This window comes from Imperialibacter roseus (assembly GCF_032999765.1).
GTDB classification, from domain to species: Bacteria; Bacteroidota; Bacteroidia; order Cytophagales; family Cyclobacteriaceae; genus Imperialibacter; species Imperialibacter roseus.
Genome location: NZ_CP136051.1, coordinates 3,210,357 through 3,236,044 on the forward strand (window position 1 = coordinate 3,210,357; position 25,688 = coordinate 3,236,044).

The window sequence follows — 25,688 nt, forward strand, 5'->3', positions numbered from 1 at the left end:
GTGAAATAGCAGGAGTAGTGGCAGAACTGTCAGGTTAGGCACAAAAGAAAGACCACAGGGCTATTACCTCCGTGGTCTTTCTTAATGAGTTGAAATCAACCTCCTTTGCCTACAAATTAGGCTGGGGAGTAAGCCTCAGGTACGGCTTTATCTTCTTATATCCTTTGGGGAACTTCTTGTCTGCATCTTCATCGCTGATAGCCGGTGCGATCACCACTTCCTGACCACTTTCCCAGTTAGCCGGAGTAGCTACTGAATAATTGGCTGTTAGCTGCAGGCTGTCGATCACTCTCAACAACTCGTTGAAGTTTCTGCCGGTAGAAGCCGGATACGTAATCATCAGCTTTACTTTTTTGTCGGGGCCAATGATGAACACGGATCTCACCGTCAGCTTTTCGTTGGCATTTGGGTGAATCATGTCGTACAACTCAGCCACTTTCCTGTCGCCATCTGCAATGATCGGGAAATTCACATTCGTATTTTGGGTCTCGTTGATGTCTTTGATCCAGCTATTGTGGCTATCCAGTGGGTCAACGCTGAGTGCCACCACTTTCACGTTCCGCTTTTCAAATTCACCTTTGAGCTTGGCTGTTGTTCCCAGTTCGGTAGTACAAACTGGTGTAAAATCGGCAGGGTGCGAGAACAATATACCCCAGCCATTGCCCAGCCATTCGTGAAAGCTGATAGGCCCTTCTGTCGTTTCTGCTTTGAAATCCGGCGCTATATCGCCAAGTCTTAGTGTTGCCATAATTGATGTTTATTAATCTACTTAATTGATAGAATAAAGGTAAAGTACTTCACCAGAACTTTACAACACCGGACAATGAAAAAGAGTTTGGGGAAATTAAAATCCTGTGCCAGTGGTATCGGCTGCGTCCAGAGGTAGCTCAGGCTCCAAAGCTTCGTCCTTTGGCTTTTTGTCCCTTTTCCGGAAAAGTCCTTTCTTTTCTACAGGGGATTCATTGCCCAGGGAATCCAATTGCGGCGTAGCTGCTCCATCAGATTGAAGCGAGTCTTCTGCAGCCGGCACCTCTTTAGGTGCCACGAATACCTCGCCAAACAGCTTGTTGTAGAATATCTGCTCTTCGTTAAACTGGTCTTTGGGATCGTAGTTTCTGATATACTTCTTCGGTGCAGGCTTTGTTGGAGGCGCTGTAGCAGGTTTGTCTACACCTGATGAGTCAGTTGACGCAGGCGCCAGTGAATCTGCAGCAGCCATTTCATCCTGATACAAATCTTCATCGAACGTAACCGAATCAGCAGAAATAGGAACGAACTGGTTCTCCATTTTCACTGTCTTCAGGTTATAATTCTTGACCAGATAAGGATCACGGGTGATAATACCATTCTTATTCTTCTTCACCCAGGGCCCATATTTAGGCATAGAATCAGGGCCGAATGGCGAGAAAGCCAACATCCGCAGTGAGTCGTCAAGGATAAAGGTGCTTTGAAAGGCAGGGCAAATTTGATTGCTTTTACAGGAGATCAGTCCGGCAATTGTTATAACTACAATTAAAAAATAAAGGCCAGAGCGATATCTCATTAAATGCCGATGGGTTGATAGTCAGTCAGACTGAAAATTGTATTATAAAAAGCTAGCCGGCGATATTTGATTTACTAGTAAACGCCAAATATAAAAATATTATTGGAGGCGAAAAAGGTTCTTTCTATTTGATCATCTCTTCAACTATGGGGAAGATTTCGGATACCCATTGAGTATACATCTTTCCTGAAGGATGCAAACCATCGCTTGCCACCAATTCAGGATCGTTGGCTGCTTCTCTCGACCCCGGGGTGATGTTTACAAATGCCACGCCAAACTTTTTGGAAATAGCCTCAGCTGCTCTATTAAAGGCATCTATCTCCTTCCCTATCTTCTCAGGGTTTCGGTCAGCGGCGAAAGGGGTGACACCATAATCAGGAATACTAACCACGAACACCTTTTCAGCTTTTCCATCTGCAAAGTTGATGGCTTGTACCAAAAGCGCTTCAAATTGCCTCTTGTATTCATCAAGCGAGCGGCCCCTGTATTGGTTATTCACGCCGATCAGCAAAGATACAAGATCATACGGGGGCTTCGGGGAGGCCTTTTCAATACCTTTTTGCAGCTCATCGGTAGTCCAGCCAGTGGTGGCGATAATTTTCGGAGGTGCCACGGAGACCCCACTTTGGCTAAGCGCAGCAGCCAGCTGAACAGGCCACCTCTCGTTTTCAGCAACGCTTTCACCAATGGTGTAGGAATCACCAAGTGCCAAAAACTTCAAACTGCCGACCTGATCCATACTTTCAGTATTTTGTTTATTTTCCTCGTTGCACCCCAAAAGTGCTATATACGAAAGTAGGAAAATGGCTAGAAAAGTGTATTTCGATTTACTCATAGTTGGCAAGCTCCTCCTTCAATTTCTTTGGCAGGCTGTCAACAATCAACGTATAGGAGTGATCGATCAATTCGTACAATAGTTTGTCTCCTACCGACCCATCGGTGTCCACGGTGTTCCAGTGCTGCTTGTTCATATGGTAGCCGGGCTTAATTCCTTCGTAACTTTCTCTTAGCTGAATGGCCCTGTCGGGATCGCATTTGAGATTGATGGTTCTGAAAAGCTCCACGTCGGCAAGGGCAAACATCTTGCCCATTACTTTAAACACGAGCGTATTGCTGTCAAAAGGGAATCCCTCGGTGACACCGGGTTTGCGAATGCAATACTCTCTATACTCTTCTATATTCATTACATCAAGCGGCGAATGGTCCAGATAATTAGTGCCATTAAAAATAAAAGGATCGATATTTTGTTGATCCCATGCATCATCCTAAGGTTGAAGTTTGGCTTGTTATTGGGATCCTTTTTACGGAAGTAGTATTTAAACACTTCGCTAAAGTCGAAGTAGTTGGTGCTTTCTTTCTTTTCCTGATTCTCTGAGTTTGCCATACTGGTTATGCCTCCACTTTTTCGGGATCCGTCCATCGGCCGTCATCCCTGATGATTTCTATTAATTCGTCCACTGCCTTTGCTGAGGCGACTGACCTTTTCACTACCTCCTTGCCTTTGTACAGGGTGATTTTACCTTTGCCTGAGCCCACATAGCCATAATCGGCATCGGCCATTTCACCCGGACCGTTTACAATGCAACCCATGATACCAATCTTCACGCCTTTCAGGTGATCAGTGCGCTTGCGAATCATGGCGGTGGTTTCCTGCAGGTCAAACAGCGTTCTGCCACAAGAAGGGCAAGAAATGTATTCGGTCTTCGACATTCTGGTGCGAGCCGCCTGCAAAATGCCGAACGAAGTGTCGTTGTACAGCTTAATCTGCGGCTTGACAGCGTCGTTCCCTTCCAGCGTTTGATTGGCCCAACCCAACATAATGCCGTCGCCGTAGCCATCGATAAGCAGTCCGCCTACGTCGGTGGAAGCAAATAACATCAGTTTGTCGTCAGAAATGGGCTCAAAATCTCGCCGGATAATAACTGGTAACTTCACTCCTGCGTCCTCCAGCACAAAGAACATTCGGCGCAGCGCAGGGTAGGCATGTGCATTGTCTGTTTTTATAATGAGCACAATGTTCTTCCTAGCGGCCAGCATTTTCCAGTCAACATCAAAAGCTTCCTCATCCGAGAGCTGAACAAAATTGAGCTCCGGGTGCAATTTGGCAATGCTTAAATCGTTGATATCAATCAGCGGATAAGTGTTTTTCTGATCAGCATGGTTAACCCAAACGGCGTAGTCTATGATCTCTCTCAGGCCATTGGGCAACATAAACGGAACTGGCGTGCTTCCTGAATACACATAGTCAGTGCCGTAGTCGTTCATTCTCCATTTGTCGGGCTCCGGTAGATAAAAATGACCCGTTACCTTCAAATCAGGATACTCCGGGTTTTGCAGTCTGCTGATGTCCGTAATTACCCGGGGAACATTGTCACCACCGATATTGGAGACTTCCTGAGAATGGCGTTTCGTGTATTCGAAGGGGCTGTAAGGCGGATTTTCAACCGGAACAATGGTGTTGTGCCTAGCCCGGTGATCATATCTTTCGACCAATGCGCTCGCCACTGGCAGCTCCAGCTCAGGCTCTTCAGTCAACGACACCCTGACTGTATCACCCAAACCGTCCTCCAGCAAAGTGCCGATGCCCACAGCCGATTTGATTCTGCCGTCCTCAGCCTCACCAGCCTCAGTTACTCCCAAATGCAGCGGATAGGGCTTGAATCCCTCGTCGTCCAGCATCTTCACCAAAAGGCGGTAGGCCTGCACCATCACCTGGGTATTGCTCGACTTCATGGACAGCACAATGTTGTAGTAGTTCAACTCTTCAGCAATCCGCAGAAACTCCAGGGCCGACTCCACCATGCCGAGTGGTGTGTCGCCATAGCGGCTCATAATGCGATCGGAAAGTGAACCATGATTGGTGCCAATGCGCATGGCAGTGCCATACTCCTTGCAGATCTTTACCAGCGGAATAAACTTCTCCCTGATGCGTTCCAACTCCTGCTGATAAGCGTCGTCGGTGTAGTCAATGACTTCAAATTTCTTCTTGTCGGCATAGTTGCCGGGATTCACCCTTACCTTTTCCACAATTCTTGCGGCAAGCTCAGCTGCATTGGGGGTAAAGTGAATATCAGCTACCAACGGTGTGTTATAACCCCTTTTTACCAGCTCTTTTTTGATGGCCTCCAGGTTCTGAGCTTCCTTCACGCTGGGAGCCGTGATGCGGACGTATTCACATCCTGCCTCAATCATTCTGATAGACTGCTCAACCGACCCCATTGTATCCATGGTATCGATAGTAGTCATCGACTGCACCCTGATCGGGTGATGAGCGCCCATAGGAGTATCTCCAATGGTTACCTCAATGGTTTTTCGTCTCGAATAAGAAGTGAGACTGTTGCAGAAGTTGATTTTCGACAAAAGGGCTGCGTCCGCAGTGTGCATAAACTAATGGTATAATAGATTCCGCAAAGTTAACTAATAAAGTGTTTAAGTGTTTGGAAGTGGAGGAGGAAAGAGTGGCCGGGAGGTTTGAAGACGGAAGACCGGAGTCGGGAGAGGCGTTGGTAGGTGAACTGGCCTGAGCGGTGGAGACGACAGCCTCCAGTGAGGGTCTGAAAGACAGGAGGCCAAGTACGGCTGAGAACCCTGGTACATAGGGCTTTATCCGATGTGGCGGTATATCGCTTCGTCCAGGCCCTTTCAGGGGCGCCCCGGCTCTCGGCTTTGATGATGACAAGCCCTGAAAGGGCGACATACACCCAGGATGGCGGTGAAGCCCCATCCTGAAAAATGGTGCTCAGAAAAACACCCGGTGTCTAACGGCTCTTGCTTGGTGGCTAGTTGCCGTACCGACACCTACAAGCACCATCCTGAAAAACCATCAAATATCTCCCAGTTGAGGCCTGATCAAAATGTCTTCTACAACCGACCTGGGTGATAAACTATACGCTGCCCACACCATGGTGGCCACATCTTCTATCGGAATAAAACGCTCTTCGGGTATATCAGCCTTCTCCCAGCTGGCTGTAAAGGTTGCTCCCGGCAGCACTGAGCTGACCCTGATCCCAAAAGGCTTCATTTCTTCCCGCAGCACCTTGCTCATGCCGTACATGGCAAACTTGCTGATGGCATAGCTGCCCCCATTGGCATAGGCAACAATGCTGGCAATCGAACAAATATTAAAGATGTGGCCCTTGCCAGCCTCTTTCATTTCGGGAATAATTCCTCTCGAAAGGTGATAAGCACTGTACAGGTTGGTGTCAATCATTGTTTCCAATGCGCCCTCCTCTTCAGTATGCACCTGCCCGGGGATAAACACACCCGTGTTGTTGACGAGCACGTCTACTGGCCTGCCTGTTTTTTTAACAAATTGCAGAAAGGCATCAACTTCAGCTCTTTTGCTTAGGTCGGCTTTAAAAGTGTGCACTACAGCTTTAGGCGCCATCTTACTTACCGCCGTTTTCAACGACGCAAGCTGGTCTTCTGACCTTGCACAGGTGACTACGTCAAACCCATGCTGAACAAACGCTTCAATAATACCCCTGCCAATGCCTTTTGTGCCCCCAGTGACAACAATTAATTTATTCATTTTACTATCGTTTAACCTGACTTTCAAGCAACTAAGTGCCGGATTCTCTTTAAAATTGTGGAATTGCGCTACCCGAAGGGTAACCAATATCCCCGAAAGTTAGTTTAATCTTCTTTTTTCCTGTCCGAAACTTTCTTTAACGGTGGGGATGTTTTTTCTTGGAACAAATTTGAGCAAATGGAAAGCATAGGCAAATTCATGATCTTTTTGGGGCAGCAGTTTACCCGCATGGAGTCGTTCAAGACTTACGCCAAGAGAGTTGTGGATGAGGCCATTCTGATCGGCTACAACTCCCTTCCCCTATTTGCTATTATTGCCACTTTTATGGGGGCTGTTACCACCCTGCAAACAGCCTACAACCTGGTGAGTCCGCTTGTTCCACTTTACATTGTATCAATGGTAGTGCGTGACATGACTCTCCTCGAACTGGCCCCAACTATCATGGCCATTGTGTTTGCGGGTAAAGTTGGTTCCAATATTGCCGGCGAGCTGGGCACTATGAGGATCACGGAACAGATCGATGCGCTTGAGGTAATGGGCATCAACGCAACCTCCTATCTCGTGCTGCCAAAAATTATTGCCTCTATCCTAACCTACCCTATGCTCGTTGTGTTCTCAGGCTTTCTGACAATCCTGGGAGGCTACCTGATTTCTCTTGCTACAGGTGTGCTTACAGGCACGGAATACATCTACGGCATTCGATACGAATTCGTGCAATTTAACGTCTCCTTTGCGCTGATCAAATCGGTGGCATTCGGCTTTTTAGTAGCAGCCATCTCTGCTTACAAAGGGTATTATACTGTGGGAGGTGCGCTGGAGGTAGGCAAATCGAGTACCAGCGCAGTGAACAATAGCTGTATTGCCATTCTGGTTGCCGACTACGTACTGGCCCAACTTCTTATTTGATTTTGTATGATCGAGATAGAAAACATCAAGAAATCTTTTGACGGAAAGGCCGTATTGCATGGCATTTCAGGCACATTCGAAAAGGGCAAAACCAACCTGATCATTGGTGCCAGCGGCACAGGAAAAAGTGTGCTTCTCAAGTGCATTGTGGGCCTGGTGAAACCCGACGAGGGAACGGTGACCTACGATGGGCGGGATTTCACACACGGCGACAAGAGCCTCAGAACGGACATCAGACGTGAAATAGGCATGTTGTTTCAGGGCGGAGCGCTGTTCGATTCCATGAATGTGGAGGCCAATGTGATGTTTCCACTCAATGTGCTTACCAAGATGCCTCAGGCCGAAAAGCTCGATAGGGTCAACTTCTGCCTCGAAAGAGTGGGACTGGCCGGTGTGAACAAAAAAATGCCATCGGAAGTGAGTGGAGGTATGAAAAAGCGGGTTGGGATTGCCAGGGCCATTGTCAACAACTCCAAATACCTGTTTTGCGACGAACCCAATTCCGGCCTGGATCCACAAACATCGATCACAATAGATAACCTGATTCAGGAGATCACCTATGAATTTGATATTACCACGGTGGTCGTTACCCATGATATGAACTCAGTGATGGAAATCGGGGACTACATTCTGTTTATGCATCAGGGGTACAAAAAATGGGAAGGCAGCACCGCCACTATTGCACAGGCAGATGTGCCCGAACTCAAAGATTTCATTTTTGCCAACAAGCTGATGAGGACGATGATAAAAAAGTGAAGTAGGACTATGGCCTTTCACTCATTTCGTTTTACCCACGAAATAAAAAATAGATTTGAATTATCAATCAGGGTTGGTCAACGAAGCATGACCTAACAACCGTTTTTTCCAAATGAATAGCAAGGTTTCCTTTTCCGTTTTGTTGCCACCGTTGAAGGCATTTCATTCCTCGTATTATTATTAATCGCTATGCCATTGAAGTACTGGATGGGTCAGCCACTAGCCGTCAGGTATGTGGGAATGGCTCACGGTGTCCTGTTCCTGCTATACATTCCAGCCTTGTTGTTAGCGGCTCCTGTGTTAAAATGGGGCTTTTTAATGATATTCAGAGCGTTTCTGGCCTCACTTCTGCCGGGTGGCACTTTTTTGCTCGACAGGCAAATTATAAAAGACTGGAAAGAGATCAATTCTTCAGCAAACAACAGCTAACTGCCGGCATTTAAGTGTCCTGAAATAGTACCTTGATAGAAAATTGGCTTTCTTTATCGCAACCACCGGATCATTTAACCTATGAAAACCCTTCTCTTTTCCTCGCTGTTCCTAGTCACCCACTGTCTCTTTGCCCAATCACCACAGGCGTTTGAAATCTACAATTCAAAAGGCAAGCAGGTTGCTTACGAAAAAATGCTAAAGGACATTTCCCGGGCTGATGTGGTCTTCTTCGGTGAGCTGCACGACAACTCCATCAACCACTGGCTGGAGCTGCAGGTAACTAAAAGCTTATACGCTGAACATGGCAAAGACCTGGTAGTCGCCATGGAGATGTTCGAGGCTGACGATCAGCTAGTGCTGGACGAGTTTATGACAGGCCTGATTGAAGAGAGGCATTTGCTCAAGGAGGCTAAAATGTGGGATAACTATAAAACAGACTACAAACCCATAGTAGAATTTGCCAAAGAGCACCAGCTGAAGGTGGTGGCATCAAATATCCCCCGAAGGTATGCCAATCTTGTATACAGAAAAGGGCCTGATGCGCTCAATAACCTGCCCGACGAAGCAAAAAAAAATATTGCCCCTCTACCCCTGGAAATTGACCTTAACTTGCCTGGCTATCAGGAAATGATTGAGTCGATGGGTGGGCACGGTGCCCCGGGAAGTGCCGAAAACCTGGCCAGCTCTCAAGCGAGCAAAGACGCAACAATGGGCTGGTTCATCAGCAAAGAAAGCAAGGGCAAGGTCATTCACTTCAATGGCTCTTACCACTCCAAAAATGGGGAAGGCATCATTTGGTACCTGAACAAATACAATAAGAAAGCGAGCGTGGCCACCATACATTGTGTGGAGCAGGAAAACATTGGAGAGCTGTCCGAGGGGAATGTTGGTGCTGCAGATTTTATCATTGTGATTCCCTCTGATATGACGAAAACCTACTAAACTTACTGTCCACATAAGCTCAAATCGAATTTCGGCACACAGATATCGGATTATTTTTTTACTTTCATACAATTTTAAGCTCCAACAGGCTTCTATTTTTTCAACCAGCAAAATGAAGTTACTTACGAAAGCACTCCGGAGGATCCTACCTACCAGAGATGCCTCCAGGCCTATAGAAGAAAGGCTTTTTGAGATCACACTCTGCCTCACTATTCTCACGCTGCTGCTATGGTCGTCAGTCGGTATATTTTCCCAATTCAATCCGACTGTCCTCGGTATCTATCTGTTCGCACTGTGTTTTTACTCTGCGGTCTATTTTGCTGTTAAAAAAGGCATATCCTTTCGCCTCACTACCTCTGTTTATTACATCTCTGCGTTGCTTATCATCTCGTTTGGCTGGCTCCCCTCTGGCGGCATCCGTGGCGCTGTGATGCACATGTGTGTGCTCATCTACATCTCAGGGCTTTTGGTTTTACCTATACGCCGTTATATCTCCTTTATCATATCCACGATTTGCATGGTGATCATTTTCGTCACCATCGAGTACTACCACAGAGACCTGGCCGTGCCCTACACTGACTATGTGAATGAATGGAGAGATCTTTCGATAGCGGGAGTGGTCATGCTGGTGGTGATGGGCTTTGCTTTCTACATTTTTAAAAAAGAGTATTTGCACGACAGAGCGCATTTGCAACAAATGAACCTCGAGTTGGGTGCTGCCAAAGAAAGGGCTGAATCGGCTGATAAGGCTAAGAGTCAATTCCTAGCTACAATCAGTCACGAAATGCGGACGCCTTTAAATGGCATCGTGGGACTTGCCGAACTAATCGAGAAAACTAATCTTGACAAAGAACAAAGCGAGCTGGTAAAAAACCTCTCCACCAGCAGTCAAATTCTATCAGGCTTGATTACCGATGTGCTTGACATCACCATGATTGAAAACAATCGGGTGACCTTACAAGAAGACACTTTTGAACTGAAGGACGTAACGAAAGATATCAGCCAGCTATTTTATGGATTTGAGTCGGTGAAAACCGGCAAGGTTTCCATTGATCTGGTGCACGCCAGTAAATCCGACATTCACCTGATGGGTGACCTTAAGAGGATCAGGCAAATCCTTATTAACCTGGCAACGAATGCGGTCAAATTCACGCCCGCAGGAAAAGTGACCATAGCTACGACCGTTGTGAGAAAAGAAGATAAGACCGCCATTGTTCTTTTCAAAGTTGACGACACTGGCATTGGGATTCCAAAAAACCAGCACCCAAAAGTGTTTTCCAGGTTTTTTAAGAATGAAACTGACTTGGCGGTGGGAGGCACCGGGTTAGGGCTTTCCATTGCCAAGAGCCTGACCGACTTGATGCACGGGAAGATTTGGTTCTATTCCACCGAGGGCAAAGGCAGTTCGTTTTATGTGGAACTGCCACTACCGCTCGCTACCCATGGCGAGCATTCGCCCGCTGAGAAACACATCCAACCGATAAATTTCAGCGAACTATCCGTTCTTGTAGCCGAAGACGTACACATCAACAGGCTTGTGATGCTTAAAATACTCAAGAATATTGGCATCACTAAAATAGAAGTGGCTGAAGATGGAGAGCAGGCTGTAGCCCTGGCCTCTTCTCAGGGATTCGACTTTATATTGATGGACGTTTTAATGCCCAGAATGGACGGCATTGAAGCAACCAGGGAAATTCGCAGGATTCTTCTGGAGAGAAAGCAAAGCGCTCCTTTCATCGTTGCCGTTACGGCCAATGCCACTACAGAAGATGAAAACAAGTGCAAAGAAGCCGGAATGGTTGACTTTATCACCAAACCATTTACTACCGACATCCTCAGGGCGGTTTTCACCCGTCTTTGGGCTTCAGCCTAGCTGTCGTCACCAGCTTCATTATTTATACACAAATCATTTCCAATAGCCACTCGACACATCGGCTTGGCTAACTCTGAGAAAAATGTTTAACTTTCTGTCAAGCTATAGCAGTCAACCTTTGACTTTGCCGACCTTATAAAAAAACTCACTGTTCTTTATATAATTTTTTCTTGAAATAATTAAATTATTTTTAGAACAGAGTTTTTTGCATATATTTAAGTGATCAGCCTAGCTATGGGAAATACCGTTGCCATTTACAATTTTAAAGGAGGGGTGGGTAAAACTACAACCGCCCTTAATCTCGGCTACGCCTGGTCCCGGCAATTCAAAGTACTTCTGATCGATTGCGACCCTCAGTGCAACCTTAGCAACTCCCTGGGTGCCGACAACTCTACCAAGTCCATTTACCGATACATCAAAGACCTGTTGCACGACAATCTTCCGGAGAGCATTGAAGCACAGGAAGTAACACCGTATATGCACCTGCTGCCTGGGGACTATCTGATGACGGAAATGGAGTCGAACAGCAGGTTTATTTCGTTTGGCCCCAATATCGTGCAGAAGTTGGGGTACGTGCTGCGTAAGGATTACGACATCGTGATCATGGATATGCCTACCCACTTTGGAGGACTTGTAAAGTCTATGCTTACCGATGTCGACAGTATCCTGATTCCTGCCCTTGCTGATTCGTTCTCCATCGATGGCATTAAAAAGTTACTGACTTTTCTCTACACTGTTGAAAGAAAAAGGCCGCTGAATATATTGGGCATCTATTTCAACATGTACAAGCAGTCACTTATCCACCACCGGGAAAAGTACGCTGAGGCAATGACGGAATTTGAAGACTTGATGCTGGAGAGCACTGTATCCAACTCCATCAAGGTAAGCGAGGCCATAGATATTGGCAAATCCATGAACAGGGTCAACCCTGACAATAAGTCGGCCATCGACTTTCTCAAGCTGAGCGACGAGCTGATGGCCAAGTTCAACAACACCTTTTTGTCTTCCAAATTCATCTCAGAAGAGTTTCTGGAGAATATCAAGACGAGGTAAGCCGCTGAAAAGGATTCAACCGCTGAGAAAACCGAAAACACAGCGCTAGGGAGAAATATTGCCCGGCTTTCGGTAAACGCAAACTCCTCACAGTAGTCCCGTAGGGACGACACATAGGTAAACTCCACCAACACGTAAAACAAGCACTGCCAGTGCCGTCAGGTACGGCACATGGCGCACCCACGTGCCCACGAAAAAAACTTCCTACAACAACCTGGGCTAATACAAACCACTCCCCACCTTTCTTCCCCTTCAAAGGTTGAAGCCGCTTCAATAGCCTCATCGCTCCTCATCAAAAAGCCTAAGCATCGTTGTCCTCAAATTCCTATATTCATTCAAAACATACCTTAACTACAATAAGTACCATGGAAAACGAGAACAATAAAACCAATATTGGTCGGCGGGAAGTCATCAAAGGACTGGGCCTTGGAGCCACTGGCACCTTTCTGGGAGCCGCCAATCCGGCAGTGGCTGGCGTATACGAAGCTGCCACCAAAGCCCTCCCTCCTCTTACCATCACCAATGTCAAAGCTATTTCCACCTGTCCACACGGCATAGAGCTGATTGTGGTAAAAGTGGAAACCAGCGAACCCGGATTGTATGGCCTCGGCTGTGCCACCTTCCGCCAGCGGGCCCGGCCTGTTATCTCAGCCATCAACGACTACCTCAACGACTTCTGTAAGGGCAAAAGCGTCGACAACATAGAAGACATGTGGCAAACCGCCTATGTTAGCTCCTACTGGCGCAATGGCCCCGTGCTCAACAATGCCCTTAGCGGCCTCGACCAGGCGCTGTGGGATATCAAAGGCAAGCGTGCCAATATGCCGGTGTACCAGCTCCTGGGTGGCAAGTGCCGCTTTGCCATCCCCTGCTACTCTCATGCGTCGGGCAACTCCCCGGAGGCTGTAGCCGACGATGCCAAGCGCATCATGGACGAGGGCTACAAATATGTCCGCATTCAAATGGGTGGCTATGGTGCCGCTGGCGTGGCATCAGTGCCCGACTTCAAAGCTAAAGGCTTCGGCATGCCCGACGACAACTACATGGATCCCTACTTCTACATGAAGAGCGTGCCCGAAATCTTTGCCAAAACCCGGGAGGTGTGCGGTGAAAGAGTGGAGTTGCTCCACGATATCCATGAGCGACTGCAGCCCAATGATGCCATCAACATGATCCGCAAGCTGGAAGAGTTCAGGCCTTTCTTTATCGAAGACCCCTTCTCTCCTGAGAACATCGGCTATTTCAGGCAGCTAAGGCAGCAAAGCAGCGTGCCATTGGCCATGGGCGAACTCTACAACAACCCTCACGAATGGGTAGGCCCCATGAGCGAAAGGCTATTTGACTTTATCAGAATTCACATTTCACAAATAGGCGGAATAACTCCTGCCATGAAGGTGGCCAGACTGGGCGAAGCGTTCAACGTGAAAACTGCCTGGCATGGGCCTGGTGACGTATCGCCAGTCGGCCACGCTGCCAATGCGCACATCGACTTTGCCGTGTGGAACTTCGGCATCCAGGAAAGCGTCAACTTCTCCGACACGCTAAGAGAGATCTTCCCTGGCAGCCCCTTCATGAAAGACGGCTATATGTACGTGAACGAAGCGCCTGGTCTGGGTGTGGACATCAACGAAAAGGTGGCGGCCAAGTACCCGATTCCTGAGAAGCAGCTGAACGGCTGGACACAGCTGAGAATGCATGATGGTACACCGGTGCGGCCTTAACATCTGTAGGATCAACCCTCCAAGAGGTTTTGAACCCTTGGAGGGTTGAGTTCCATCCTATTTTGAAATCGTCACCTCGAAAGAGGCACGACTGAGAGGTCTCATCACCTGACTCTGTAGCTATTGAGGGGTCGAGCTCCGAATTAGGGGGGCTTTGAGATAAAGCTCAACCCTATTCTACCGCCTTATAAATGTTCTCTATCTGCCGGGTGTGCCGCTGCGTATGCACCAGCACAAACCTCACCCATTCATAACGTGTCATATAGCCAAAGGTCGGCAGTTCCATATCCATGCAAAGTGCTTCCAGGTCGCTATTGGCCACAGTACGAAGGTGAGTTTTTTCTATTTCCGAAATGGTGTCGAGCGTAGCCTTTTTGCTGTGGTGGGACTGCTGAGGCTCCAGCATAGGGGCAGTCTTAAACTTGATGCCAAAGTTGAGAAACATTTCGCTTACCGGCTTCACAAGATCATTGGGTGATCGTTTTGCAGGCTCAGTCTTGCTTTCGGGGATTCCCGAGCCACATATGATGATGTGCTCCGCTACCTGTCCTGCCGTCCAGCTACCTTCAAAAGGAACCGTGTTTAGTTGAGAGTCAGAAAACTTGTCCAGCAGTGAGCTGAGGGTAGCAAACGTGGTATGAATATCAGTTTTAAGTTGTTCTTTGTTGAGCATGGTTACATCCTTTGGTTTTGTCTACAAAGGAGCCACACTTGTTAGTAAGTTACAGGGTGTAAAAACGACTCTTTGGAAGGTTGATTGCGGCAATTAGTAGAGCCCTACTCCTTCCGAATCACCAGGGGAAAGTCCTGCCCTCTGGAAAAGGTATAAGGATACTGCGGTGTGCCTTTTAGCTTCTGGGTGAGCTCGGGCACCTGGTCGTCGAGGAAAGACTTGAGTTCGTAGATCGTGACTTTGCCGTCTTTGGGTGCACCATCGGCTGCGCCTTGCAGGCCGGTGATGAGCAGGTAGGTAAACAGACCATGGCCCAGCTCAGCAAACTCGGTGGCAAACTGCTCACTGCCAGCCGAGGCCATTACATGAATGCCCGCACTGCGGGAAAGCTGTGCAATGGCCTTCTCTTCCGCAGCTCCACGGGTGGCCAACAGCTCTATGGACGCACCCGACTGACAGGCATCCATCACAATAAGCTGCTTCAGCGCATGGATACTTTTCAGGTGTTCCTGCAGCTCACTAGCCTCAATGGCGTTCTTTTTCAAAGAAGAGACGTCGTAGAGCCTAAGGCTTTCTGTGGGGATAAAGTAAAAACTATTGTCGACCATGCTGCCATGACCGGCATAATAGAAAATAAACACATCTTCGGGGTGTACTACAGCACTAAGCTCATCCAGCTTTTTGATGATGTTTTCTTTCGAGGCCTGGTCATCGAACAACGTGTGCAGCTTGATTTCTTTGAAAAGGGATGTGCCGTTGTCGTCAATCATGCTACTGAACGACTCAGCGTCGGGTCGGGCATAGTTCAACGTCATCTTGGGGTTTTGGTACTTATTGATGCCCACGGCCAGGATATGGCAGGTGGCACTTTTCGAAGAATGATCCGCCACTACCTCAACGTTACTCACCGCCGATTCAATATTGTCATTGTTAGCGGCCCTGGCTTCGAAAGTGTTAGCACCCCCTATCAAGTCGACTGTGTGACGGTAAGTAGTGCTCCTGTCTTTGCCGGAAGGGTAGCTAAGGCCCTGCGTGTTCAACGACATGCGTTTGCCGTTGTGAAAGAGCCTCAGCTCACTTACACCACCGCCATTGTCAATCATTTTAACATACACTTCGGCTTTGGTGGCATCATCGGCTGGCAGCGCAGCAATTTTTACGGTAGGTGGAGGAGATTTCAGCAGCTTGGTCTGGATGTTTTTAAGGTTGCCTGACCCTCCCCTGTTCGAAAAAATCTGCGGTAGCAGGTCAGGGCGATAGAACTCCTCAAAAAACTGATCCACGGAATAGGTGGTGGTTTTATCAACAAAGTGGATATGCTTTCTCGCCTCGTCTGTTCCGTTGAAGTAGCCCTCCGGGTTTTTCACCATCCATTCATTGGCACCAAAGTGAATGTGCTCAAAAAACTCTTTCCCTGAGGCCAGGTCCCAAAATTTAGTGGTGCCGTCCAGGGCATGGCTAATCAGCATTTTGTTGTCGTTCCCCAGCAGCAGGGAAGTGACTTCGGCGGTGTGGCCTTCAAATGTCTTTGCCTGTAAAGAAGTGTTGTAGTCCCACACTCTGATGACCCTGTCGGCCCCGGCAGAATAAACAAGGTTTCCGTCAGGGCTGAAGATCGCTTTGTGTACCGGGCCTACGTGGCCCGTCAGCTTCTTCGTCATCAGGCCGGTGGCAATGTCCCAAATGCGGATGGAACCATCCCAGCTCGTTGTGAGCAGTTCTTTCTGATTGGGGCTCAGCTTCATTGAAGAAACAATATCGGTGTGGCCAACGAACGTCCGGACGGGCAGGTGCGTGTCCAGCTCAATCATTGCCAGCGAATTGTCGAGTCGGGCAACAAACACATACAAGTCTGTGGGGTGAAACAGCAGGTTGTAGACCGAATTGGACTGGAAGTCGTAGTAGTTCACCCGCTCGCCAGTAGCTATGTCGTAGATCTTGATGGTGGCGTCCCAGCTGGCGGAGATGAGATGCTTTTCGTCGTTGCTGAATTTCACATCGAAGATGGGCTCTCTGTGGGCTTTGATGATGCGAAGGGTATCTCCGGTGGCCACGTTCCAGAGGATGATTCGGCCATCGCCGCCACCTGTAGCCATGGTAAGGCCATTGTCCGTCAGGTCATAGCAAAGAGCCGCTTTCTCATGGCCTTTGTACTCCATGACAGTTTTGCCTGAGGCGATGTTCCACCGCTTTACCTTGGTGCCAAACTTGCCCTTGATCAGCTCCGTGCCATCTTTGGAAAGCATCAGCTCATTTTTGAACCTGATGTATTTGGCAATGTACGAGTCCCAGTAAGAGTTGGGGTCGTAAGTAATGCCGCCTTTGTCCCGCTGGTTGAGCAGCCCGGTGAGGGTTGTTTGAATTTGATCGGTTTTGATATTGAGCTGGTAGGCGGTGTTGTTGTCGCATGCCAATAGCAGACTGCCGTTGGCGGCCAGTGTGGCTTCATTGATTTCCGTCTCTGTTTCCGGCGTTATTTCCTTCACAAGCTTCCCTGACTGATTCTCCCAAATGATGACGCTTGATTTGGTAGCCACCCAAATTTCATTGCCGTTCTTACTAAATCCAACGCCGGAAAGCTCTTCCACCTCATCGCCATAGGTTTGAATCAAGTCTCCGTTAGAAAGCTTGTATTTTCTTACGACCGTTTTGTTGGATGCTACCAGCAGGGTTTTGCTGTCGGCGCTAAAAGCTACCCAGGTAGCACATCCCCCGCACCAGCCCTCTGCCTGATCGAACATGTATACCTTCTCCCAGGTAGCTGTGCTGTACACATTGGCCGTTCGGTTGTCCTCTCCTATCGCCAGCCACTTGCCATCTTTTGAAAAAGCCACATTGATGCCATAGCCGAGGCCCTGGTCTGCATTTACTCTAAAGGACTGAACTATCTTTTTCGTCTCTAAATCCCACAGGTGTGCTTCGTTGGGATAGCCTCCGGTAAAGAAGTATTTGGCATCATGGCTAAAAGCGACGGCGGTAAGGTATTTAGCTTCCACCGGGGTAGTGAAACTGCTTTTGCCTGTAGCCACCTCCCAAATACGGGCTGTTTTGTCACCGCTGCTGGTGATCATGTATTGGCCATCCGCAGAGAAGTCGATGCAATTGACGCTACCGGTATGCCCGAGGAAGCTGCGCACTTCCCTGCCCGTGGATACCTCCCAGAGCTTGGCCGTTTTGTCCCGGCTGCCCGTGGCCACCAAACTACTATCAGGGCTTTGTGCGACACTCAGCACGGCCAACTCATGGCCTTGCTGGATGACTGTTTGGAGGTTTTGGGCAATCGCTGCAAAGAACTGGAAAAACAGCAAAGAAGAGGCTAAAAAGTGCTTCATGGATTCGTATTGTCATCTAGATGTGGCAAGTTACTAAAGTTGAAGGGTTGAAGCGGCAGGGGATGAAAGGAAGTTGTATGTGGAGGGCGGGTATTTGCTCTTGCAGAGTCTCTTGGAGATGGCTTTGAGTAAGACAGTCCATTCCATCCCTCTTAGTCAAAGCCTGATGTGTGCAGGGTGGACCTCTTTCAAGGGATACTTATTGAAGGAGCTATCTCTATCCCCGATAGGGGCGATAGTTCGTTACTCCAATTGATGAGACCCAACATGGAACGAATGCGGCACTACGATATTAATTTTCTTTGATAATCTTGGGGATAAGAAAAATCACTATTGAATAGTAATCAAATCAGACTTCTTAACCCAACCATCGATAATTTTTTTGCCAAAATAACGAACAAGAATCCACCCATTTCTTTCCTCCAGAAGTTCGGCCTCGTCATTTTTTATGAGGTACATTTTCGTAGCCACTTCTGGTTCAGAAAAAATATAAGCTTTTTCAGAAACCACTCTCACGCTAAAAGAATCGATTTTCGATAAAAATTTCTCGTATTTCTCCCAGTCCACGTCATTTTTTCGAAGTCCATTTAAGACTGACAATGGTAGATATTTTATTTTAGAATATATGTCTGGCTGTCCCCGACAAGACAAATGAAAATACCTGGGAATCGAATCTGAGCTCGGCTCATTTTCATTCATCGTGATAAAACAGCTTCTTGTAGGCTTTGCTAAGTTTTCTTCGGAATCGAAGCTGAATCCTTCAAATTCAAAAAACAACAATTTCCGACCTTCGTTAGTCAAATCTGAAACTTTTTCTGGCTTTTGACCTCCCATATCATCCCAAAAACCAAGATATCCAAAAGGTCGACTAAAAACGCTAACATCGTCTTCAGTTTCACCAGAAATAATTGACAGACATTGATTGTCGTGAACCAAAAGGTAGCCAAAAACTTGTTCATTATATGAACCTTCCCACAACCCTTGCAATCTGCCCAAGCTGGGCTTGATTCCTTCTTGGCTAAAAACAAGATGAATTGGTCCAAAACAAAGCAGAATCAACAGTATTCTTATCATTGACTTAGTATTGTTATTGCGTTATTCGTAATAGTTCGCCTCTGAATTTTACCATGAAATGCCCCATTTACGTTGAGTGTAACGGCATCTATATTTGAATTGCTCGTGCCTCCATCGGCTATAACATTTGTGCTACTCTCCTGCCAATATGCAAATGCAGCTAGCATTGCTATTTCCACATTGGTATTAATATCCTCCAAGTTTTGATCGCATTCTACAGACCTGCAAATGAAATCTTTTGGGTTCGACGTTCCATATGTCTTATTCCATATTTCTTGAAAATCTTGATAATTGTCATGACCTGTCAGTTGAATGAAACCCCGCCCTCTAAACCTTCTTCCGTCGTGCGAGTCTATAGTTCCGTTTCCAAGCTGGCATGCATATACATAATCGAAAAAACTCAAATTATTTGGTCTATTTTCTGTATAACTCGATTTCGCAGACAAATCCAAACTGTCTGACATATAGGACTTATTAACATACCTTACAGTACCCTCCAGATAAGTTTGATTTGAAGGTATTTCAATATTTGATTCGCAAAATGGAAATGGACAACTGCTAGAATTATTAGTATTATATCCTACAAACAAATCGCAATATTTTAAAACATAGATACCATTCGATAGTCTGCAAGTTCGTGTTTTACTACTAGAAATCATATTGCTCTCACTGTAAGACTCCTCCAATAAGGAGGTCAATTGAGTTTCGCCTCCGATTTGTCCCAAAAAGTGTGACATCCTGGTTGCTGTATTTATCTCAAAATCATTACTGTATTCATTTATCAGGTTTACAACTTCTGAAACTCGGGCTGTATCAACTCCTGGAAAAATTTGAACCAATTGATCTTTCGTAATTGGAAACTCTGGTTCACTGCCCGCCATGAATTTAGGAATCCAATGTCCTTCGACTGCCGAGCCTTTGTCCTTCACTTTTAAGAAATCTCCACATAACTTGTAGGCAATGAATTTCATATCTTTCGTATACTTGAAATTAGTCGAACTAGCTGAGTATGGAAGCACAATTGCAACATAGTCCTTTCGCATAGTAAATTCCTTTTCGTCCATTGCAACCACTTCAGTTAGATTTCCTAAACTGGTTATTAATGTATCGGAAGAACTTTTAACAACAATCCTGCCATAGAGCTTTCCTGGTTGATTCAAAACGGTATCAATAATAATTGCCTGTTCCCCGAGAGAGATTATCTGTTCCGGTGTTATCGGGCCAAACGATGAATCATTCATTCTAATTATTGCCCTGCTGTCAGAAACGATATACTTAAAAGAATCCTCCGCTTCGCTGCCTAACAAATCGTCCAATGCTTCCATTGGGCCATCCCAGCTCCAATTTTCCCAAAACGGCGGAATTACAGAAATCCAATTAGACTCTTCCTTTACAAATATTCCCAAATACTCAAGCCAAACCTCAACATCGTCTTCGTCTTCGGTCAAAATCTGAATCACCAATTCGGGGACTCCATCGTCCAAAAACGTAATGAATGATTGTCCCTCGTCATGATAAACTTGTACATATTCATTGTCAACCAAATCGCAAACCTCCTCAACTCGAACATACGTTGGATGAATTAAATCTTCCATAGAGTATGCAGCTACCTTATACTCTTTTCCTTCCAGTTCGATATTTGCAAGTGTTACTCCCTCCTTATGAAGAGCGATCCCTTCACTTGACCGGTTCACTATTGCCATGATGGCGTGGTCAACAAAAAACGTAGAGTCTGTCTTTTTGTAGTGCGTAGCATTCCGAACCGTCCAATTACTATTTGTTAATAATGGAAGATTATTGATTTTGTCATCTCCAAAGCGATATTCTTCGAACAACTTTTCAGACGTGTCCCAATAACTACTGAAGTTGTTTTTAATTTCATTGTAAATAGGCATATAGGGAGTCAATACATGATCTTCTCCAAACAAAGCATTGAAATTCCATAAGCTTTTCGCCCAAAAACAAAAATCCATCGCCCCCTCCTCATCATCATCAAACAACGTCACCACATTTACCGGGTCGTGCACGTAGTCCCACTGGTATTTGTAGAGGGCGGTGCCAATGGGGGTGTAGTCCATCAGGTTGTTGGTCTGGCTTTGGGGCAGTCCTTTTTCGCTGAAGGTGTGCTCCAGCCTAAATACGCCGTGGCCCAACTCGTGGGCAATCGTTTTGGCCAACGCATCGTCGCTGGTGCCGTGCACGTCGGTAAACGCAAAGCCCCACTGCTTTTTGCGGGGCATATACCCCTTCTTTCCGGGCGTTTCGGCTTTGTTGACCAGAAAGACGTAGTAGGCATCCTTGTCCCTGTCATGCCCCTGCAGGTAGGCTTTGATGAGGTCGTTCATCTCGCCGGTGTAGTTGGAGAGCATGCCGGTTTCGCTGTCGGCGAGGCCGGGTGTGGGCGTGTCCCAGGTGGCAGGCAGGGTTACATTGGCCAGCACCTGCACCTGCCAGGAAGCGACTGCGGGCTGGTAAATCGTGTTGAGCTTTTGCTGCAAGCCAAGCAGGTTGAAATTGGTACCCGCTTCGTTAATGGGAACGATCTTTACGTTAATGATTTCCTCATCGTAGCTAATGGTATTAAGCAGACCCATGGTCAGGCCATTGTCAGACGACGTAAGCGCCAACAACTCTCCGGTGGTGCCGTCGCTGGCGCCCATCAGGGACACTTTATAGGTATTGGCATTGCCTGGCGTGGCGGTGAGGGCTACACCATCCATTTGGAAGACAGGTGTGACGTTGCCCGCCGCCACGGCTGTTACCTTATCCGGTGCATTGCTTTTCATCGACTTCCAGGCAGTGCGCACTGTTTGGCCAGCTATGGTCGCTGTGGGGTAATCAGTTGCCAGTTGCTCGTACACCATCTGGTCAAATCCGTAAGTCGGCAGGCCGTCTTCACCTGGTGGAGCTGCCTGAAACGTCACCAGGGCCAGGGCATCCTGTGGAGAGGCTTTGAGCTCCACCCTTTGCAGCGCCGCTATCAGTGCACTCACCACAGTTTCCTTGGCCTCGTTGGGCGTGGCGAAGGTGGCGTTGCCCAGCTGCTGCTGACTGGTGGAGGCAGCAATGGAATCTACCTCCGCCTGACTGATGCTGAGCAGCTCATAGACCGTCGATGTTTTGCCCGTGAGCTCCAGCCGGGTGGTGTAGCCAGTGGGTGGCCCTTCGGTGGAGGCAGGCACAAAGATGATTTTGGCGGCCAGCAGGTTGTCGTTGTCGGCCTTGTTGAATTTGTTGAGACGCTGCTGCCGGAAGATCCTGGGCCAGAACTCATCACTGTCGATATAGCCGATGGTGAGCACCTGGATATTGTTGCGCTGCATAAAGCCGTCGGTGAAGGCGGTGAGGCGCTCGTCTTTGGCAATGCGGCCCAGGGCTAGGGAATGCGTGAGCCGGGGCAGGTCAAACAGCCCCTTCATGATGTTGCGGGCTTCGGCCTCCGATATGGTGACGTTGTCGAGGGTGTCGCCTTCTTGTGGGGAGACTGAAGGCTGCTGGGCATGGCTTTCAGGAACAATTACCAACAGAAGCACCCATAAAATCAGGTAAAATGCAGGGCTATATACCTTCGATATCATGCCATCGGAGATAAAATTAATAGATAGTATCCCGCTATTTTAAAAAATGATTTATACGAAACCCCTTGTAAAACTGACTTCATCCGGCTAAAAATAGGTTCTAGGCTGAAATAATATAATGAGATATTAAAATACGTACTTATTTTTTATTTGCAAATGGGGGTTGGATTTTGAGGAAGAAAGTAGTGCAAAGAACGGCAGGTGGGGTTTTGGGGTAATGGTGCTTCGGTGCGAAGGGTGGCGGCCCTTCGCATAGATATGACGTTCTTCCGGGCCCCTTCAGGGGCGCCCGGCTTAGGGTGCCCGGCTTAGGGGTGCCCGGCCCAGGGCTTGCATATGCCCGGCCGGGTGAGGCCGTTGCAAGATGTGGCTACACTAACAATCACTTTATATTGGAGATTCCTGATCTCCGCTGGCGCTGCGTCAGGAATGACGGCGTGGAGAGGGGCTGCGCAAAGGATGCCAGGAAGTCCGTGAAGTGTATTGACACCACCAGTCCCGTTAGGGACTACATGGCGGTAACGCCAAAAAGCCGAGTAAGGTAGCAGAGCAAGTGCCGTAGGTACGGTATATAAAGTATCGCCTTGGCGTGCCTGCTTTGGTGCGAAGGGCTGGCACCTTTCGCAGGGATATTCCACTCCGTCCGGGTCCTTTCAGGGGTGCCCGGCTCAGGGCTCGCAGATGGCCAGCCATAGCAACCCACCAGTCCCGCTAGGGACGACATGGCGGTAACGCCAAAAGCCAGGAAGGAAAGCAGAGCGAGTGCCGTAGGTACGGCATATAAAAAACCTCCCCAGGTAAAGAGCAAAGGTAAGTTGCTAACTGCCACGCCCTTCACTATCCCTTCACTTCGGCCCGGCCGATGAAAGAGGTTATCCCGTGCTGGAGAGCAGAGAGTAACCTCTTTAATGCTTCACGTTGGGATTAAAGAGGTTACTACTTGCAGGAGCGCACAGAGTAACCTCTTTAATTGGGCACAAAAAAATCCCGCAGCTGCCTGCGGGATTCTAGGTTGGGCTTTTACACCTTTGGTGATTGATCATTCTTCGTCAGGTTCGTTCGACAAAAGGGTGCTTGATAGCTCGGTGTACTTCGTATACCTCACTGTACCCATGTTTTCCCTCATCTCTGCGCTGGGCAAAAAGCTGATCTTGTTGCGCTTGATGCTGTAGTTACCCACCTCATCAGGCGTGTCGTAGCCTTTGCTGCTGATGTTCACCCGAAAGCTTCCCAGCTGACTCAGGTTCACTGTGCGACCATTGCGCAGAAACTTGGGTATCAACTCGAGAAAGTTCTCGATCACTGCCATGGCATCGGCGGTAGTCACGGTGCTTCGAGACGATATCTCCCGCACCATTTCTCTCAGTGTAACTTCTCGCTCTCTTTTGATGCCAGCGTAGTACTTGATTTGTCCTCCTCCAGCCACTCCCGGCTGGGTACGACCTATTGCTTTATATAAGATAGACATGACTTTAAAATTTAAATGGTTAAACAAATGATTTAAAACTGCTTTTCTGCATCGTTTAGTTAAGAGGTTCGGTCTCCCAATTCTATTTTTACCCCTCCCCTAAGCCGGGCGCCCCTAAAGGGTGATGAATTACCATTAGCATGCCCCTTCAGGGATAAAAGGGTAAAATGCTCTTAACTAAACAACATTGAACTGTGTCTCAGCCTGTGAAGGGTGTGCCAATTTTACTCCTCCTGCTATGTGAACTCCCACACGGGCATGTTCTAAGAGGATGACTCCGATGACCTGGTCTTCTAAAGCATCCCGATACCCGGCGAGCCCACAGAAGGAAAGGCAAAATGCACTACTTCAAAAGATAAAACGGTAATTGATTTTGGAAATCCGGCCGGTTTTCCTGGAGTGAAAAGTGGTTCGTTTGAGGCCTCAGCGGAAGTGATTCTTACTCCTTGTGTACGCTAAATTCTAATTCAATATTGGTGCCAAAAATGAATTTCACAGTACCAAATACTGATTTTTTTTCTATTATTTTTTCAATTTATAATTTTATTAGGAATCATAAGAAAAACCCCTCTTTTAAGCCAACCAAAACAGCTCTCCTCCCGTTTAAACACCCGGCATTTTAGATTGAATAGATTGATTACAATCGTTTGCATTTGGCTATTCGCATGTTGACAACCTTCATCAGCTCACGTTCTACTTTCGCCACCTGCCATTGAACGATCATTCCCCCATTACAATTGTACTTTTCCGTGATAATTGCGCTACTCACCAGATCTCAATAGTCGGGTTTTTGACTGGCTGCTTTCGGCCCTCCGGAGACAAGCGCTTGTGCCACTATGTGTTAAGCGCTTATGCCGGTACCTGATAAGCGCTTGTGTGGGTACCTGATAAGCGCTTGTCTCACCCCCTCATAAGCGCTTAACACGAGACGAATAACAGCAAGACCTGCAACGAATAAGCGCTATACATGAGGCGGATAAGCGCAATACACCCACCAGGGTTTGAAAAGTTCGATTCCTGGCAATAGAGGCAGGTTTTGGTGGGGACTGCGAAAGAGAAATCATTGACCGGAATAGTGGGCAAGACTGGTAAAACAGTCCTGTTGGCTGCGATATGTAATAGGATTAAACCATTTCTCCTGGTAGAAAAGCCAGTCCGCTCACAGCATCGAATAAATTATCACCGGAAGTGACAATTATGACGATTTTTATATATTACCAACTCATAACTGTTACATAACCTATCCGTCAGGCAAATGAACCGACCAGTCAACGTAAAAAATCTTTCTTTCCTTCTATTAGTTTGCTTTATCGGGCTTGGCTTCACTGCCAGCAGCCAGTCTATCCGAGGTGATACCCTCGGCCTTGTGAACAAGCCCATGACATTCTACTTCACTTACAGGGCCGAGCCTTTCACCGACCTGTCGTACATGCATTTCAAATTCAGGGAGGTCAACGACCATCAGCTCATGAACAGCTACTACAAATACCAAAAGACCCACAAGGCCACCCGAATTACCAGCGCTGCTGGCGCCTTCCTGATTGGTTTTGCCGGCGCGGCATTGCTCCTCAACACCCGACGACAGGAATTCGACAAGCCGCCCATGTACGCCCTGCTGGGCACAGGCATAGTTACTACCGGTGTTTCAATATGGCTGGAACGGAAATCAATCAAACATGCCCGCAAGGTGGTAGGGCGGTACAATGGTTTGGTGAGGTAGGGAGTTTTAACGAGGAGAATATGAGTGCCCTACTTGAATTAAGTAGTGATAATCTGAAAACGTCGATTGTGCCAGTTAATGGCTTT

The 25,688-nt window shown here is 47.5% G+C and carries 19 protein-coding genes and 1 pseudogene; 8 read left to right on the forward strand and 12 right to left on the reverse strand.

Annotated features, from left to right (window positions below):
- Positions 1–109: 109 nt before the first annotated feature.
- The 7 genes from RT717_RS13220 to RT717_RS13250 all read right to left on the reverse strand — a co-directional run bounded on the left by RT717_RS13220 (position 110) and on the right by RT717_RS13250 (position 6,074).
- Positions 110–748 (reverse strand): peroxiredoxin, encoded by a 639-nt coding sequence (locus tag RT717_RS13220; RefSeq protein WP_317492215.1) that lies wholly within the window; start codon positions 746–748, stop codon positions 110–112.
- Positions 749–844: 96 nt separating this feature from the next.
- On the reverse strand, positions 845–1,543 hold the full coding sequence (locus RT717_RS13225; protein ID WP_317492216.1) for a hypothetical protein: 699 nt from the start codon (positions 1,541–1,543) through the stop codon (positions 845–847).
- Between the two features lie 124 nt (positions 1,544–1,667).
- Positions 1,668–2,378 carry an SGNH/GDSL hydrolase family protein gene (locus RT717_RS13230; RefSeq protein ID WP_317492217.1) on the reverse strand — a complete coding sequence of 237 codons (711 nt, stop codon included), beginning with the start codon at positions 2,376–2,378 and terminating at the stop codon, positions 1,668–1,670.
- Positions 2,371–2,727 carry an MmcQ/YjbR family DNA-binding protein gene (locus tag RT717_RS13235; protein ID WP_317492218.1) on the reverse strand — a complete coding sequence of 119 codons (357 nt, stop codon included), beginning with the start codon at positions 2,725–2,727 and terminating at the stop codon, positions 2,371–2,373. The genes RT717_RS13230 and RT717_RS13235 overlap by 8 nt, the downstream gene beginning before the upstream one ends.
- Positions 2,727–2,927: a DUF6728 family protein gene (locus RT717_RS13240; protein ID WP_152000115.1), complete on the reverse strand. Its 201-nt coding sequence runs from the start codon at positions 2,925–2,927 to the stop codon at positions 2,727–2,729. Before RT717_RS13240 ends, RT717_RS13235 begins: the two co-directional genes overlap by 1 nt.
- Positions 2,928–2,932: 5 nt before the next feature.
- Positions 2,933–4,927, reverse strand: coding sequence for a (E)-4-hydroxy-3-methylbut-2-enyl-diphosphate synthase (gene ispG, locus RT717_RS13245; protein WP_317492219.1), 1,995 nt, complete (start codon positions 4,925–4,927; stop codon positions 2,933–2,935).
- 439 nt (positions 4,928–5,366) lie between these two features.
- Entirely contained in the window at positions 5,367–6,074 is a 708-nt protein-coding gene (locus RT717_RS13250; RefSeq protein ID WP_317492220.1) for an SDR family oxidoreductase, read from the reverse strand.
- Between the two features lie 177 nt (positions 6,075–6,251).
- On the opposite strand from RT717_RS13250, the gene RT717_RS13255 reads away from it, so the two are divergent.
- From RT717_RS13255 to RT717_RS13285, 7 genes and pseudogenes are all read left to right on the forward strand, one after another.
- Complete coding sequence (locus tag RT717_RS13255) at positions 6,252–6,980, forward strand: MlaE family ABC transporter permease (RefSeq protein WP_317492221.1); 729 nt, start codon at positions 6,252–6,254, stop codon at positions 6,978–6,980.
- A gap of 6 nt (positions 6,981–6,986) precedes the next feature.
- Positions 6,987–7,736, forward strand: coding sequence for an ABC transporter ATP-binding protein (locus tag RT717_RS13260; protein WP_317492222.1), 750 nt, complete (start codon positions 6,987–6,989; stop codon positions 7,734–7,736).
- Between the two features lie 141 nt (positions 7,737–7,877).
- A pseudogene (locus RT717_RS13265) lies at positions 7,878–8,165 on the forward strand (DUF3817 domain-containing protein); the annotation flags it as partial.
- A gap of 81 nt (positions 8,166–8,246) precedes the next feature.
- Complete coding sequence (locus RT717_RS13270) at positions 8,247–9,110, forward strand: ChaN family lipoprotein (RefSeq protein WP_317492223.1); 864 nt, start codon at positions 8,247–8,249, stop codon at positions 9,108–9,110.
- A 112-nt stretch (positions 9,111–9,222) separates the two neighbouring features.
- Complete coding sequence (locus tag RT717_RS13275) at positions 9,223–10,983, forward strand: ATP-binding protein (RefSeq protein ID WP_317492224.1); 1,761 nt, start codon at positions 9,223–9,225, stop codon at positions 10,981–10,983.
- Between the two features lie 234 nt (positions 10,984–11,217).
- Positions 11,218–12,036 (forward strand): ParA family protein, encoded by an 819-nt coding sequence (locus RT717_RS13280; protein ID WP_317492225.1) that lies wholly within the window; start codon positions 11,218–11,220, stop codon positions 12,034–12,036.
- Between the two features lie 365 nt (positions 12,037–12,401).
- The gene (locus RT717_RS13285; RefSeq protein WP_317492226.1) at positions 12,402–13,757 is read left to right on the forward strand and encodes an enolase C-terminal domain-like protein; all 1,356 of its coding nucleotides are present in this window, start codon (positions 12,402–12,404) and stop codon (positions 13,755–13,757) included.
- 172 nt (positions 13,758–13,929) lie between these two features.
- Here RT717_RS13285 and RT717_RS13290 read toward each other — a convergent pair whose 3' ends face one another.
- The 5 genes from RT717_RS13290 to RT717_RS13310 form a co-directional block, all read right to left on the reverse strand.
- Positions 13,930–14,430, reverse strand: coding sequence for a DinB family protein (locus RT717_RS13290; protein ID WP_317492227.1), 501 nt, complete (start codon positions 14,428–14,430; stop codon positions 13,930–13,932).
- A 104-nt stretch (positions 14,431–14,534) separates the two neighbouring features.
- The gene (locus tag RT717_RS13295) at positions 14,535–17,762 is read right to left on the reverse strand and encodes a caspase family protein (protein WP_317492228.1); all 3,228 of its coding nucleotides are present in this window, start codon (positions 17,760–17,762) and stop codon (positions 14,535–14,537) included.
- 330 nt (positions 17,763–18,092) lie between these two features.
- Positions 18,093–18,836: an SH3 domain-containing protein gene (locus RT717_RS13300; RefSeq protein WP_317492229.1), complete on the reverse strand. Its 744-nt coding sequence runs from the start codon at positions 18,834–18,836 to the stop codon at positions 18,093–18,095.
- Complete coding sequence (locus tag RT717_RS13305) at positions 18,833–22,414, reverse strand: glycoside hydrolase family 19 protein (protein WP_317492230.1); 3,582 nt, start codon at positions 22,412–22,414, stop codon at positions 18,833–18,835. Before RT717_RS13305 ends, RT717_RS13300 begins: the two co-directional genes overlap by 4 nt.
- Positions 22,415–23,453: 1,039 nt before the next feature.
- On the reverse strand, positions 23,454–23,882 hold the full coding sequence (locus tag RT717_RS13310; RefSeq protein ID WP_151997326.1) for an HU family DNA-binding protein: 429 nt from the start codon (positions 23,880–23,882) through the stop codon (positions 23,454–23,456).
- Positions 23,883–25,137: 1,255 nt separating this feature from the next.
- Here RT717_RS13310 and RT717_RS13315 point away from each other — a divergent pair.
- Positions 25,138–25,602, forward strand: coding sequence for a hypothetical protein (locus RT717_RS13315; protein ID WP_317492231.1), 465 nt, complete (start codon positions 25,138–25,140; stop codon positions 25,600–25,602).
- Positions 25,603–25,688 lie beyond the last annotated feature (86 nt).